Annotated in this window: 11 protein-coding genes; 8 read left to right on the forward strand and 3 right to left on the reverse strand. The window is 71.7% G+C overall.

Annotation, left to right across the window (positions count from 1 at the left end):
- Window positions 1-63: 63 nt before the first annotated feature.
- Window positions 64-1335: a pyroglutamyl peptidase gene (locus tag ACIGW2_RS13905; protein ID WP_399843590.1), complete on the reverse strand. Its 1272-nt coding sequence runs from the start codon at window positions 1333-1335 to the stop codon at window positions 64-66.
- A 234-nt stretch (window positions 1336-1569) separates the two neighbouring features.
- On the opposite strand from ACIGW2_RS13905, the gene ACIGW2_RS13910 reads away from it, so the two are divergent.
- On the forward strand, window positions 1570-2226 hold the full coding sequence (locus ACIGW2_RS13910; protein ID WP_399843593.1) for a DUF1326 domain-containing protein: 657 nt from the start codon (window positions 1570-1572) through the stop codon (window positions 2224-2226).
- Window positions 2227-2260: 34 nt separating this feature from the next.
- Here ACIGW2_RS13910 and ACIGW2_RS13915 read toward each other — a convergent pair whose 3' ends face one another.
- Together ACIGW2_RS13915 and ACIGW2_RS13920 are read right to left on the reverse strand one after the other, a co-directional pair.
- On the reverse strand, window positions 2261-3106 hold the full coding sequence (locus tag ACIGW2_RS13915; RefSeq protein WP_399843595.1) for a hypothetical protein: 846 nt from the start codon (window positions 3104-3106) through the stop codon (window positions 2261-2263).
- 155 nt (window positions 3107-3261) lie between these two features.
- Window positions 3262-5583 carry an ATP-binding protein gene (locus ACIGW2_RS13920; RefSeq protein ID WP_399843598.1) on the reverse strand — a complete coding sequence of 774 codons (2322 nt, stop codon included), beginning with the start codon at window positions 5581-5583 and terminating at the stop codon, window positions 3262-3264.
- A 262-nt stretch (window positions 5584-5845) separates the two neighbouring features.
- On the opposite strand from ACIGW2_RS13920, the gene ACIGW2_RS13925 reads away from it, so the two are divergent.
- The 7 genes from ACIGW2_RS13925 (at window position 5846) to ACIGW2_RS13955 (ending at window position 14843) form a co-directional block, all read left to right on the forward strand.
- On the forward strand, window positions 5846-6553 hold the full coding sequence (locus ACIGW2_RS13925; RefSeq protein WP_399843600.1) for an AMP-binding protein: 708 nt from the start codon (window positions 5846-5848) through the stop codon (window positions 6551-6553).
- 390 nt (window positions 6554-6943) lie between these two features.
- Complete coding sequence (locus ACIGW2_RS13930; protein WP_391655102.1) at window positions 6944-7534, forward strand: DUF1349 domain-containing protein; 591 nt, start codon at window positions 6944-6946, stop codon at window positions 7532-7534.
- Between the two features lie 370 nt (window positions 7535-7904).
- Complete coding sequence (locus ACIGW2_RS13935; protein ID WP_399843603.1) at window positions 7905-8882, forward strand: substrate-binding domain-containing protein; 978 nt, start codon at window positions 7905-7907, stop codon at window positions 8880-8882.
- Window positions 8879-9667 (forward strand): ATP-binding cassette domain-containing protein, encoded by a 789-nt coding sequence (locus tag ACIGW2_RS13940; RefSeq protein WP_391655130.1) that lies wholly within the window; start codon window positions 8879-8881, stop codon window positions 9665-9667. Before ACIGW2_RS13935 ends, ACIGW2_RS13940 begins: the two co-directional genes overlap by 4 nt.
- Window positions 9668-9758: 91 nt before the next feature.
- Entirely contained in the window at window positions 9759-11006 is a 1248-nt protein-coding gene (locus ACIGW2_RS13945; protein ID WP_391655100.1) for a sugar ABC transporter permease, read from the forward strand.
- 253 nt (window positions 11007-11259) lie between these two features.
- Window positions 11260-13662, forward strand: coding sequence for a SpoIIE family protein phosphatase (locus tag ACIGW2_RS13950; protein ID WP_399843606.1), 2403 nt, complete (start codon window positions 11260-11262; stop codon window positions 13660-13662).
- An 851-nt stretch (window positions 13663-14513) separates the two neighbouring features.
- Window positions 14514-14843, forward strand: coding sequence for an alpha-amylase (locus ACIGW2_RS13955; protein ID WP_399843609.1), 330 nt, complete (start codon window positions 14514-14516; stop codon window positions 14841-14843).
- Window positions 14844-14848 lie beyond the last annotated feature (5 nt).

Here is a 14848-nt window from a genome sequence, read left to right on the forward strand (position 1 = left end):
CCGCACGGCGCTCCTCCCTCCAGCATCCCGCCCCGGGCCCGCCCGCGCCACGGCCGCAGAGACCTACCGGGCGCCGGCGGCCACGGCGAGGATCGCCCGCACCTGCGCGATGATGTCGAGCCGGTTGCGGACGAACACGGGGTCGGTGACCGTGCCGGTCGCCGGGTCGGTGTTGTCCGGGCCGAACTGGAGGACCGGCGTGTGCACGTGGCCGCCGGGCAGCCGGGTCAGGCCGAGGCGGTCGCGCAGCAGGGTGGCGCGGTAGGCGATCTCGTTGGAGAGGTAGTTCCCGCCCCCGCCCGCCCGGGCGCGTGAGCCCGGCGTCGGCCCGTCGGGCCGGACCACGGGCGTGTCGCCGCCCGCCGGGAGCTCGGTCACCGACGTGTTGTCGTACACCGGGAAGCGGCCGGTGGGCGCCGCCGTGATCGCCGCGTACGGCAGGGTCGTCGACGTCCACTGGGGCTGGGTGGCCGGGTCGTCGACGGGCACCGTCTCCGTACGGGACAGGTTCTCGTTGTCGGGGAAGCCGCCGCGCCAGGCGCCGTTGGTCCGCTCGATGTCGAACCGGCCCGGCCGGCCCTGGCTCACCGTGGTGAAGAGGTCCACGTCCGGCAGGCGGGGGCCGAGGGTGCGCTCGACCGTGCCGTCGGCGAAGTCCTGCCAGCGGACCGGGAAGACGGCCGTCTCGACCCGGGCGAGCGAGCCGTCGGCGGTGCGCAGCCAGGTGCCGTCCAGGGCGAGCGCGGTGGCCCCGGAGGGGTTGCTGATGCGGGTGTCCCGGTCGAGGGTGAACGGGTCGAAGCCGGTCAGCAGGATCCGCTTCACGCCCTGGCCTGCCTTCCCCTCCGTCCGGTCGGGGAAGCGGAGCGAGTCCTGGCCGCGCGAGGAGCGTTCGAGCCGGTCGAGCAGTCTCGCCCGGCCCTCCTCGGTGACCGTGAACCCGGGTTCCCAGGCGCGCAGTTCCCGGGTGAGCGCGATCCGCGCCCAGTACAGGGGCCGGTCGTCGTCCCGCGAGAGGTCGCCGCCCGCGTCGCCCCGGCCCTGCGCCCGCTCCACGGCCCGCCGCCAGAGACCCGCCCCGTACCGGCCGACCACCTGCTCGGCGGCGGCGAAGGAGCCGGCCCGGTCCAGGGCGCGGGCGAACTCGGGTGCCAGGGCGGCGAATCCGCTGCGCCGCAGGATCTCCCGGGGCGCGGCCCGGTCGAGCCGGGCCTCCTCGACGGTGGGGGTGACGGCGCCGGTGCCGGCGGCCGCCGCGGGGGCGGTCGGGGCCGCCACCAGGGCGAGGGAGAGTGCGGCGAGGGGAAGGGCGAGGGCGGCGCGCAGGGAAGCCACAGAAGTCCTTTCACGCGTGCGTGACGACGGCCGGGAGGCGCTCGGAGCGGGGCCAGTCTTGCGTACGGGCCGTGGCGCGTCGATGGTGCCTCCGGGGCGGCGGACCGCGGTTTCCCGGCGGGGGAAGGGGGTGCATGCTGGAAGGGAGACCGTCTTCCGATCCCCGGAACGGGCTCGGACGCGCGGCCTCGCCACTCCGAGTGAGCTCCTCGGAGCTCGGCTGGAGGAAGCGAGATGACAGAGCAGGCCACCACCGGCACACGGTGGCATGTGAGCGGCGACTGGTTCGACGTGTGCAAGTGCGCCATCCCCTGCCCGTGCACGTTCGCGCAGCCCCCGACGTACGGCGACTGCGAGGGCGTACTGGTCTGGCACATCCGGGAGGGCAACTTCGGTGACGTGCGGCTCGACGGCCTCAACGTCCTGATGCTCGGCTCCTTCGAGGGCAACGTCTGGGCCGGCGCCCACAGCGACCCGTACGCCGCGGTCTTCCTCGACGAGCGCGCCGACGACGAGCAGCGCGCCGCGCTCGGGGCGGTCTTCGGCGGCGAGGCGGGCGGCTGGCCGGCGCAGTTCGGGGCGATGTTCCACCCCGAGGTCCGGGGCATGGACGTGGTGCCGATCCACGTGGAGATCGACGAGGACCTGGGCTCCTGGCAGGCCGAGATCCCCGGCAAGGTCACGGCGACCGCCGAGGCCCTCACCGGTCCCACCACCCCGGACGGCGCCCGCGTCGAGGTCCGCAACGCCCCGGGCTCCGAGGTCGGCGAGGGCCAGGTCGCCACCTGGGGCCGGGCCACGGTCGACCGCGCCGACGCCTTCGGCTTCTCCTGGGACCGCAGCGGGAAGTCGAGCAAGTACTTCCCCTTCGACTGGAGCGGCCCGGACTGAGCCCGCCCGTCCCCGAGCGCCGCACCCGGCGCCGTCAGCCCTTGCGGACCTCCGACGGCGCGTGGGTGTAGTGCGCGTGCCCGTGCTCGACGGCCACGAAGCGCAGCCCCGGGTTGGCGAGCAGCGGCGAGAGGTCCCCGTCGGCCACCCGGGTGGTCCCGGAGAGGATCACCTCGCGCAGGGCGGGATGGGACGCGACCGGGCCGAGCGAGGCGATGTCGGCGCTGTTCTCCAGCTCCAGGCGCCGCAGCCGGGGCAGGCCGGCGACGAAGGCGATCGCCCCGGGGCGCGCGGACAGCAGGGACACGTCCGTCAGGGCCGTCGCCCCGGTCAACAGCTCGGCACGGACCAGCTGCCCGTCGTAGCAGCGCAGCGCGTCGAGCACCGGCAGGCGGCCGGCCCCTTCCATGCTGGTGACATGGCCCCGGACGGACTCGATCCTGAGCGTCCGCAGCACCGGCTTGGCGCCGAGCACGGCCAGCGCCTCGCCCCGCCAGCCCGTGACCACGAGGTCCTCGACCCCCGCCAGCACGGGGAGGCTGCGCGCCCCGGCCGTCCACGGGACCTCCGCCTCGCGCAGGCGCGTCAGGCCGGACAGGTCCACGTCCCGGGTGACGGAGCCCGGCAGTGACAGGCGCTCCAGTTCCACGCACCCCGCCACCAGGGACACGTCCGCGACCCCGTTGAGCACCCGCAGCCCCCGCAGCCCGACGAGGCCGGGCAGAAAGCCGAGGTCGGGCCCCGCCCCGCGGCGCAGGGGCGAGCCGACCACCAGGGTGTCGCACGTTCCGTCCGCGAAGCGCTCGGCGTACGCGGGATCCCACGGCTCGTCGGTCACGAACATCTCGGCCCGTCCACCGCGCCGTCGGGCGATCTTCATGGCGGCTGCTCCGGGAGGTGTGCGGAGGGTTCGCGGGCAAGGGTAGACGCCGGCGCCGGCGGGGTGGGCCCCGCACCCGTTGTGGGGCGTACCGCTCACCGAAGCGGCGCGGCGACGGCCCGGGAGGGAGCCGCGCCGAGCGTCCTCAGGCAGCCTCAGGCATCCGCGGGCTTCCGGGGGCCGACGACCGCGGCGATCTGCACGCGCGAAGCGACCCCCAACTTGGTCAGGATGTGCTCGACGTGGGTGTCCGCGGTGCGCTTGGAGATGACGAGGCGCTCGGCGATCTCGCGGTTGGTGAGGCCGTCACCGATCAGGGCGGCGACCTCGCGCTCGCGCGGGGTGAGCGGGCCCATCGCGCTGCCGTCGCCCTCCGGCGGTGGTGGGACGGCATCGGCGCCCTGCCCGTGCCCGCAGGCGATGTCGACCAGCTGAGACACCGGCAGCCGAGCGCCATGGGTGTAGTCCTGGGTGAACCGCTCAGCGCCGAGGCCGACCATCAGGGTGTTCTCGATCTCGGTGTGCTGCCTGTTCAGCGCTCGCACACCCCAGAGCGCGGTGCCGACCTGACGCCAGAGCGTCGTGGCACCTCCGAGCAGCATCGTGGCGTGCTCGTGTTCCTTCAGCTCGCAGGCGGACCAGGCCAGGAACTCCAGTGTGGCCGCGAGACTCATCGTCTCCCCCTGGTCGAGGGCCGAGGGCAGCACCTGGAGCCCCGTCGACCGGCTCTCGGCGGGCCTGCCGATCGCCCACAGCGCGAGCACCCGCGCGATCGTCAGGTAGTTGCGCGCCCACCGCTCGTGGGGGATGTGGGCCAGAGCCGCGAGCCCCTCCTCCACCTCGCGCAGCGCTCGCCCCGGCTCTCCGTGCGCGGCGTGGCACAGCGCGGTGTTGATGTAGCTGGCCGCGAGGGGGAAGAGATCGCCCGACGCCCTGAGCAGGCGGCGTGTCGTGTCGTACGACGCCATGGTGCGCTCGATGTCGCCGCCCCACATGAGCATCTCGTACGCCTCGACGTACATCGCCCGCGCGCGCAGAAAATCGTCGTCCAGGACCTCCGACACGGTCCTGCACCGCCGTACCGTCTCGCACACGGTCCGGTCCGCCTGGACCAGTCCGAAGTAGGAGCCCTGGCACAGTGCGATGCCCTGCTCGAGGCTCGGCTCCGGCCCGGCCGCCGCCAGGGCCCGGTCGATCCAGCGTCGGCCCTCGGTGAGCTTGCTCTTGCCCAGCCAGAAGCCGCACAGGCCGTTCACCAGCCGCAGTCCCGCCTCATCGCCGGGGTGCGCGATGGCGAAATCCATGGCCACGCGGAAGTTGTCGAAGTCCGCGGCGAGCCGGTTCCCCCACTCGACCTGCTGGTCGCCCATCCACTCCTCGCCCGCGCGTTGCGCCATCCGCAGGAAGAACTCTTGGTGGCGGCGCGCGTACTCCTCGGTCCGGCCGCTCGACTCCAATCGCTCGGCACCGTACTCGCGAAGGGTGTCGAGCATCCGGTAACGGTACTCGGCGACCCCCTCCACCCGCTGCAGCACCGACTTGTCGACCAGGGCGCCGAGCAGGTCGAGGACGTCCAGGTCCGCCAACTCGCCTCCGGACCCCACTTCCTCGGCCGCCGCGAGCGTGAACCCGCCGGCGAACACCGAGAGCCGGGCCCACAGTTCCTGTTCCGGCGCCGAACACAGATCGTGGCTCCACTCGATCGTGGTCCGCAGTGCGTGATGGCGCGCCTGCGCGGTGCGGACTCCGGACAGCAGCTTGAACCGGTCGTCCAGACGCCCGAGGATCTGCTCCAGGGGCATCGTCCTCAGCCGGACGGCGGCCAGCTCGATGGCCAGCGGGATGCCGTCCAGGCGCCGGCACAGCGCGATGACCTCGGCCCGGTTGTCGTCGTGCAGCCCGAAGGACGGCAGGGCGGCCTTCGCGCGGGCGACGAAGAGTGCGAGCGCGTCGCTTTCCTGTTCGCTGGAGTCCGCGTCCGGGCTGGGCATCGGCAGGATCGGCAGCACGCACTCGCCGGGCAGCGCCACCGGCTGCCTGCTGGTCAGCAGGAACACGAGGCCGGACGAGTGGCTCAGCAGGATGTCGACGAACACGGCCATGGCCTCGACGAGGTGCTCGCACGTGTCGAGGACCAGCAGGGTCCGCTTCTCCGCGAAGTGGTCGATCAGCTGGTCCATCGGCTCCTGCGAGGCGATCTCGGGCAGGCCGACGGCCGAGGCCACCGTGTTGGGCAGGAACTCGGCGTCGCGCAGCCCGCTCAGTTCGGTGATGAAGACGCCGTCAGGGAAGTCGACCGCCAACTGGTGCGCCGCCCGCACGGCGACCCTCGTCTTCCCCACACCGCCCGGACCGGTCAGCGTGATCACGCGCGCCTGCGTCACCGCCCTGCGGACGGCGTCCAGTTCGGCCACCCGGCCGATGAACCCCGTCGTCTCGTTCCGCGCACCCGCCCGCGCCCATGTCCACTGCGTCACGACATCCTCCCTCTGCGTAACCGCGAGGTTCTCATGTCGAAGCGCGCCTTGTACGGCGGTGCCGGGCACCGGCCCCCCTTCGAGCGGGTGTCCGGGCGGCCGGCGCGACCGCCGTGCGGGGCGGGAGGCACGTACGTGCACGTATGCGTCCGGCAGCCATACGTATCTCCGCGCGAGGGCTACCGATCTTGCGCACCTCCCCGGATCAGGGCGCGTTCTGCAGGTCGTAGTCCGCGCGTCCTCCTGATGAAAGCGATCCGACGTGAGCAACCTGGCCACCGCCCTGGTGGAAGCAGCCGAGCGACACCCTCATCGACCGGCCGTGTGCGGCGAGGGGAGCACCCTCACCTATGCGGAGCTGGACGAGTTCAGCGCCAGGGCGGCCGGGGGGATGCGCGCCCACGGTGTGGGGCCCGGATTCCGGGTGGGACTGCGCCTGCCCTACGGCCCCGTCTACGCGGTGCTCTTCTTCGGCGCCCTGCGCGCCGGCGCGATCGTCGTACCGCTGTACCCCCGCGGACCGCGCCACGACGCACGCGCCCAGGACGACGCCTGCGGGGCCAAGCTCGTATTCGCCGCGCCTGACGCGAACGCGGCACGCGTGGCCTGGACCGGTGACACCACGCTCGTCCAGGCCGGTCCCGACTTCCTCGACCAAGTCGCCTTCTGGCCCCAGCACTTCGAGATGACCGCCCGCACGGACCGCGACGCAGCGGTCGTGATCGGCACGGAGGGCGGGACGGCGGCGGCGCGGGGCATGACGCTCAGCCACCGTACGCTGCGCGACGCCGCCTGGACCACCCGGACGCTGATGGCCGAGTCGGTCACGGACGACAGCGACGGGGACGGGGACGGCGACAGGGACGGCCGAGCCGCGTACGGTCTGCACGCCGTGGTCCTCAGCGGAGCCTGCCTGCCCGGTGGCCGGGGGCAGGCGGTGACCACCCGCCGCCCTCACGCGTTCCCGTAACCATCCGCCGGACAGGAAGGCACCGGGTGTCCGGCCCGGACGTCCGGAACGTCCGGGACGTCCGGCAGCCGGAGGGAATCGTTCGGGCAGGACACGCGCGTGGGGACGTCGCACGAGACCGGCGCCCGCTGGACAGCGGACCTTCGGGACCGACCTCCGCCGGCGCCGGATCAAGACGACGATCCATCCTCGAACGCATCGAGATCCCCGGGTGACCGCGGAGTCGGCCGCGGCGATCACGTCGAGTCGCCTTGGCGCCGGCCCGGTGCGGGGAAGCGCGCACTGGTGCAGCAAGACGACCACAGGGTTGAATAATCTTGCTGAAACTTTCAACGAGCCCGGGTGTGGCACGGGTTCGCCCGGGCGGGATGAGAACGGGGTGTGCGCTAGATGGACGGACAGCGTGTGATCGACTGGGCAGACGCCAAGTGGCTGAACCCACCACTACGGACCGAGACGGACGGTGGCGAGCTCGTCGTGACCACCAGGGATCGCAGCGACTTCTGGCGTACCACCAGCTACGGTTTCGTGAAGGATGACGGTCACGCACTCCTGGCAGAGTTTCCTGTCGGGTCGGCCATGGAAGTGACCTTCGTGGCCGAGTTCGAGACGCTCTATGACCAGGCAGGAATCATGGTGCGCGTGGACGAGGGAACGTGGATCAAGGCGGGCGTCGAAATGACCGACGGCGTTCCGCACGTGGGCGCGGTGGTCACGGCCGGGAAGTCGGACTGGTCCCTGTCTCCCGTCCCCGACTGGCTCGGGCGTCGCGTCACCCTTCGAGCAAGCCGCGCCGACGACGCAGTGACGGTAAGAGCGCGCTGTGAGGACGGAGCCTGGCAGATGGTCAGACTGGCACCCCTCGCGCCGGACGCCGACGCACGGGGAGGGCCCTTCTGCTGTTCTCCCCAGCGGGAAGGCCTACGGGTGCGCTTCACCCGCTTCACCCAGGGATCGGCGGACGCGTCGCTGCATGTCTGACCGACACCTCGGCCGGGGTGTGGCCGTCGAAGTGGCGATGACGCCGCGGTAACGGTGACCGCGCGGGCCGGAAGGTGCCAGGGGCTGCGCCTGAACCAAGGCTGCGAAGGATCTCGTCGTCGGCGGCATCCAGGTGGCATCCCCGGACCGATGGTCGTCACGCCCTCCGGAGCCTCAAAACGGATAAAGTGGGCGATAACAGTCGAGCGAGGGTGGTCCTTGCCAGAAGCGATGCCGGCGGAGGTCCCGGATGAAGCCATGGACATCCGGCTTCGCCGTGGCCGCTGCCCTCGTTCTGGCAAGCACTGCGTGCAGCACCACCGGTGGCGCCGGAACAAGCGGCACCGGCCGAGACGATCTCACTATCGGCGTGTTGCTCCCGGAGACGGAGACCAGCCGCTACGAGACCTTCGATCGGCCCCTGATCGAGCAAGCGATCAAGGAGCGGTGCGGGGCGTGCACGATTCGCTATGCCAATGCGGAAAACGACGCCCAGATCCAGCACCGGCAGATGAACGCCATGCTCACCCAGGGCGTCGACGTGCTGATCCTCGACCCGGTCCAAGAGGCCTACCTCCGTGATCTGATCACGGAGGCGGCGGAGTTGGACGTCCCGGTGGTGTCCTACGACCGGGCCGCCGAGGGACCGATCTCAGGATTCGTCTCCTTCGACGCGGACGCCATCGGCACCCTCCAGGGTGAGGGGCTGCTCGACGGTCTCGGCAACCGGGCCGACGGGGCACGGATCGTCCGGGTGGAAGGGCCCCTGTGGAACCCCGACCATGTGGCGGTGTCGCTGCTCGAGCGGGCGGGAGCTCACGTCAGCAAGACGTACGTGACGCCGGGATGGACCCCGGAGAACGCCTACGCCATCATGGTCGGCGCCATTGCCGACCTGGGTGTCGACGAGATCGATGCCGTCTGGGCCGCCAACGACGCGCTGGCCGCCGGAGTGATCTCCGCGCTCAAGGGCGCGCGCATGGACCCGCTGCCGCCGGTGGGGGGCCAGGACGCCGACCTCTCGGCGGTGCAGCGCATCGTCGACGGTGAGCAGTACATGACCATCTACAAGCCCTACCGGCGGCAGGCGGACGCTGCCGTGGACATGGCACTCGCCCTGGGCCACGGGGAATCCCTCCGCGCCATAGCCACCGGCACCATCAGCACCGACACGGCACGGAACGTCCCCAGCGTCAAGCTCGCGCCCACTCTGGTCACCGTCGAGAACGTCAGGGAGACCGTGGTCCGGGACGGCATGTACACCATCAGCGAGATCTGCACCCCGAAGTACCGGCCGGCCTGCGAGAAGGCAGGTCTCATCAACTCATGGCGGGAGAGGTCGAGATGAGCCAGGTGTCGGCTCCACCCCTGCTCACCCTGCGCGGCGTCGTCAAGTCCTTCGGCGCCGTCCGCGCGCTCACCGACATCGACCTGGAGATCCACGCGGGCGAGGTGGTGGCGGTGATGGGGGACAGCGGCGCGGGCAAGTCCACGCTGGTGAAGGTGATCGCCGGCGTCGAGCCCGCCGACGGGGGCGAGTTCAGCTGGAAGGGCCGTCCGGTACAGCTCAGCCGCCCCCAGCATGCCCGGAATCTGGGGATCTCCGCCGTCTATCAGGACCTCTCGTTGTGCGACAACGTCGATGTCGTGGGCAACGTCTTCCTCGGCGGGGAGATCCGCCGGCGCGGTGTCCTCGACGAGATGGAGATGGGGCGCCGGACCCGCAGCCTGCTGGACTCGTTGTCGATCCGCATCCCCGACGCCCGCGTCCCGGTCGCTTCGCTCTCCTCCGACCAGCGACAGATCGTGGCGATCGCCCGGGCGCTGCTGAGGGAGCCCGACCTTCTCCTACTGGACGAGCCGACGCAGGCCATGAGCACACGGCAGACCAATCAGCTCCTCGACATGGTCGAAGGGCTGCGGGACCGCGGCCTCGGCATTCTGTTCATCAGTCACATCATGGGCGACATCAAGGCCGTCGCGGACCGGGTCGCGGTGCTCCGACTGGGACGCAACAACGGCGTGTTCAACGTGCACACCGCCTCCCAGGAACTGATCATCTCCGCCATCACCGGTGCCACGGACCACGCCGTCGCCCACCGCACCGCGGAGCGGAAGGACGACGGATCGTGAGCCACGCACCCGCGGGAACCCGACCGGCCCGCCGTTCGGGCAGCGCCGGGGACACCGTCCCGGTCCGAGCCCTGGGGAAGCAGCAGGTGGTGTGGTGAGCGCGCCCGCCCGCACTCTCGCCGGCCGGCTTCGCACCCTGCGTGAGCAGGGCGTGCGAAGCCACCTCGAAGCCCGGCGGAACAGACTGCTCGCAGGAGGTCTCGGGCCGGTGCCCGCGATCGTCGTCCTGATCCTCATCTGGACCGTCTTCCAGATCCTCGACGCCGGCTTCCTCTCCCCTCGCAATCTCTCCAACCTCAGCGTCGACATCGTCGGCACGGGCCTGATCGCCACCGGTCTCGTCTTCGTGCTGCTCATCGGCGAGATCGACCTCTCGGTCGGAGCGCTCAGCGGCTTCACGGCCGCCCTGTTCGCCGTGCTGAACGTCCACCACGGCGTGCCGGAGGGTCTCGCCGTACTCCTGGCGGTCGCGGCCGGCTGCGCGGCCGGAGCCCTGCACGGCGTCATCTTCGCCCGGCTGGGCGTGGCGTCCTTCGCGGTGACCCTTGCCGCGGCGCTCGGCTGGAGCGGCATACTGTCCATCGTCCTGGGCGGCAGCGGGACCATCATCTTCGATGACGAGGGGTTCGTCGCCACGCTGAGCCGCCACCACTTCGGCCACCCCGCAGCCGCCTACGGCCTCGCAACGGTGGTCACCGGCACCTACTTCCTGGCCTCGTACCGGCGGGCGCGGTACCACCGTGCCTCCGGCGCGGCCTCGTGGTCGGTCGGTGAGATCGCGGCCCGCGCGGCCGTACTGGGCGTCTTCGCCTTCGCGGGCGCCGCCGTGCTCAACCAGTACCGCGGGCTGCCGCTGGCGCTGCTGATCTTCCTGCTCGTCGTGGCAGGGCTGGATTACGTGCTGCGTCGCACCTCGTACGGCCGAACGGTGTACGCCCAGGGCGGCAGCGTCGAGGCAGCTCGACGTGCCGGACTCCATGTGGTGGCGGTCCAGATCTCGGTGTTCATGGTCTCCGGAACGATGGCCGCGCTCGGCGGCCTCTTCCTGGCCTCACGGACCAGCACCGTCGGCGCGGGCTCGCCCACTCTCGTCCTGTTGGTCAACGCGGTCGCGGCGGCCGTCATCGGCGGGACCAGCCTCTTCGGCGGACGGGGCCGCACCTGGTCCGCGCTGCTCGGCAGCCTGGTCATCCAGTCGGTGGCCTCCGGTATGGCGCTCCTGGGACTGCGCGGGGCCGTCCAGATCGCGATCACCGCGGGCATCCTCATGATCGCCGTCATCACCGACTCCCTGTCGCGCCGCACTCGCCCTGCCCTCCGCTCCGATGCCGGATCCTGACCCGGTCGCAGTCGACCCGTGCCCGTTCGGGAATCCATGACCCACACCTGATCACCGGCGGAGGCCGCCCACCACCCCCTGGCCGGTCCGCGCCGTCGGATCGGCCCTGCCGCGGTGACCACACTGATTGGCTGCCGCCACCTGGCGCATGGAACATGGAGTAAGGCCGGCGGGCACGGGCGTACGGAGGTGGTGCGTGATCGTGGACGGGAAGGTTCTTGCATCCTGCGGTGTCGGGTTCGCCGCCGTTTACGTGCTGTCGGAGGGTGGCGACGCATTCCGCCTCGCGGAGGTGCTCGACATCGCCGACGGTGCCCACCCCGTCGCCGGCGCGTACTCCGTCACCGACCACTCCCCCATGGCCGACGCCTGCCGGGCCGGCCAGGCCCTGTGGCTCACCGCCCACGACAGCGCCCGATACGGCCTACGAGGTCTCGCCCCCGAAGGTGCGAACGGCACGGCCCAGGCCGACACCATCTCGACGGGCGCGCTCCCGTTGGGCGGGGAGGCCCGTCCGCTCGGCTTCCTGCTCGTGGTCAGCCGGGCCGAGGGCCGCGGCTTCACCGCCGACCAGCGCACGCTGCTCGAACTCTACGCGGACCAGGCGGCCGCGGGATTCGAGGCTGCAGCGGCCCGTGTCACCGCCGTCACCGCCGGCACCGAGACAGCTGCCCCGTTCAAGCCCGCCCCCGGGCCCACGCACGGCGGCTGTTTCGTGCTCGACCTGGCCACGGGGCACATGGACGCGGACACGCCCGTGCTGGACCTGTTCGGCATTCCCCCGGAGGACTTCGACGGCGACGTCTCGGCCCTGCTCGAGTGCACCGCCCCGGACGACGCCCCCGCCCTGTTGTCGATCGTGGAGCCTCACCAGACCGGCTCCGACCAGAAGCTCGCCTTCAGAATTCGCCGCCGCAACGGTGAACTGCGGTGGCTGGGCCTGCGCTGCCGCGTTCTCGCCGGCCCCGACGGCAGGCCGCAACGCATGCTGGGCCTCGTGGGCGACGCCACGCATCTGCGGCCCAGCGCCGATGACGTGTCCCTCGTGCAACGGCTGTCCGCCGCACTGGCCGGCGCGACCACCGTCCGCGACGTCGGCGCGGTGGTGGTCGACTCGCTGCGGGCCCCGCTCGATGCCGACCGGGTGGCGGTGGCCGAGCTGGAGGGCGACCGCCTCGTGGTGACCGTCCTCGACCCGCCCGAGCCGGACGCCTGGCCCCGGTCGTGGCGCGCGGAATGGCGCTCGGAATGGCCCGACGCGTCCTGCCACGCCCTGCCGACGCTGCGGCACGCCCTGCGGGAAGGACACGTCAGCCTCTGGCCGGCGGGCAGCGAACTCGAACCCGAGCTGAAGGGTGTCGGGCCCGGCGGCCTCGCCGTCCTGCCGCTGCCCGCCAACGGCCGGACGGTCGGGGTGTGCCTCGTGGGATGGGACGATGAGCACCCCTTCGGCCGTGGGGACCGGCCCCTGCTGACCGCGACCGCGGGCATGGTCGGCCAGGCCCTGGCCCGCGCCCACGCCCTGGACGCCGGGCACGAGCTCGCCACGATGCTGCAGCGCAGCCTGCTCCCCCGCACGCTGCCGACATTGCCCGGAGGGGTGGCCGTGGCACGGTACCTGCCCGCGACCGCAGGCCTCGAAGTGGGTGGCGACTGGTACGACGTGATTCCGCTCTCCGACAACCACGTGGCGCTGGTCATCGGCGACGTACAGGGCCACAGCGCCGCTGCCGCCACGATCATGGGGCAAATGCGCACCGCCATCCGGGCCTACGCCGTCGAGGGCCACCCGCCCGACGTCGTGGTCTCCCATGCCAACCAACTGCTCGTCAGCATGGAGACCGACCTCTTCGCCACCTGCGCCTATGTCGACCTGGACATGGAGGAGGGGACCGCCTGGGCCGTCCGTGCCGGGCATCTGCCGCCGCTGCTTCGGCTGCCCGACGGCACGGTCGAGGAGCCGCGGATCGAGGGCGGACCCCCGCTCGGCGTGATCGCCGACGGCGAGTTCCCGATGACCCAGCTCAGCCTCTCGCCGGGCACGCTCATCACACTCCTGACGGACGGGCTGGTGGAATCGGCGACCCTCCACCTGAGCGAGGGGATGCAGGCCGCGAGCAAGCTGCTCGCCGTCGCCGACCCGGCCGACCCCGACCGGGTGGCCGACCGACTCGTCGCCGGCACGCGCCCCAGGGACGACGACGTGGCGGTGCTGATCCTGCGCTACGACGGCATGCAGGTCCGGCCGATCCGCGCCCGCTGGGCGGTCTGGCGGCTCCCCGACGCCGTCATGCACGCGCGCCGCTTCACCGCCCGCACCTTGCGCGCCTGGTCCGTGACGGAGGAGATCGACGTTGTGCTCCTGGTGGTCTCCGAGCTCGTCACCAACGCCGTCGCACACACACAGGGCGAGGTCCGGCTCGATCTGACGCTGACCGGCGACCGGCTGCGCGTCGCCGTGAACGACGCCTCCCCCCGCGCACCGGTCAGAGCCGAGAACATCGACTGGGAGTCAACCGGCGGACGCGGCCTCCTCCTCGTGTCGGAGATGTCCGCGGCCTGGGGCTCAGTCCCCATAAGCGGCGGCAAACAGGTGTGGTGCGACATCACACTCTCACCAGGCGATGAACCCGCACCCGACGCGGAGTCGCGGTAGGGCAGGGGCTCACGTGTGCCAGGGGGCGACGTGGGCCTCCCGGATGCAGATGTGAGCCCCTCGCCTCCGCAGGACCGCTTGAGTGCTCCCCGCGTGCCGGACCGCGTCCGCTATGGCCTGAGCCGGCGTGTGGGCCCGGACGGCGAACCACTGCACTCCACGAGCACCGTCTCCGGCAACGGTGGGCATCGTGACGAGCCAAACCGGCAGCATGTTCGGGGCCCACCCTCCGGGCCCGGCTGTGGGCGGCCGTGGGTCCGGTGCCACGCGAGGCAGGGAAATCCTGGGTTCAAAGGTGCCGGTCATGCTGTCTCCTGCGACGTGCGGCTCAAGGACGAATGACGAGACGCCTGGCGTCGTGTCGCGGCGGCCGGAGGCGGGCGTCATCGCACACCGACCTGGCGGTTCGGGCCCGCGACGGAGCGGGACAGGCGGCTGTCCGTCGCCAGGAAGGGGTGACTCGACGATGGATCGCCGCCGTCGAGCCCGTCAAGAGCCGAGACGCAACTTTTTGCAGTGATCCTGAAATTTCTTGCACGGCACGCCACAGGGTCGCCCGCAGACGCGGGCCGCCCTCGCGGCAGCCAGCCCGCCTCCCGACACGAGGGTCGAAAACCGGCCGCAGTGAACCCGCGGCAGCCCGGCCACCTCCACCGGCGGCCGCACCAGGGTCGACGCAGGGTTTCAGGCGGGGCCCCGAGGTCGATCGAGGTCGGTGACCGACAGAATGCAATCTCTTTCACTCGTGAAAACGCATGATGACCTGCTGGTTACTGTGCCACCATGGCGCATGGCTGAAAATATTTGCAGGCAGTTGCGCAAGTTGCTTGCAGGGCGTGAAGGTTCGGTGCATGACACACCTCAAGACGCGCATAGCGCGCCCCGCCGCCCTCGCCGCCGCGGGCCTCCTGATGGCTCTCGCCGCCGCTCCGTCCGCCGTCGCAGCCACCGGGGATCCCGCTCCGTCGTGCGTGGAGTACTACCAGAGCTGGCGCTACACCGACGTCCACAACGGCTGCTCCGACACCGTCGCCGTCACGGTCGAGTACACGAACGGCCAGTGGGCCCCGTGCCGCGTGATCCTGCCCGGCCAGTGGGCGACCTTCGCCGGCTACGGAACGGACGGCAACTACGTCACCGGGCTCCGCACCTGCGACCCGGACGCGACCGGCGGGGCCTGAGCCCG

It is taken from the genome of Streptomyces sp. NPDC053541, from assembly GCF_044544705.1.
Lineage (GTDB): Bacteria > Actinomycetota > Actinomycetes > Streptomycetales > Streptomycetaceae > Streptomyces.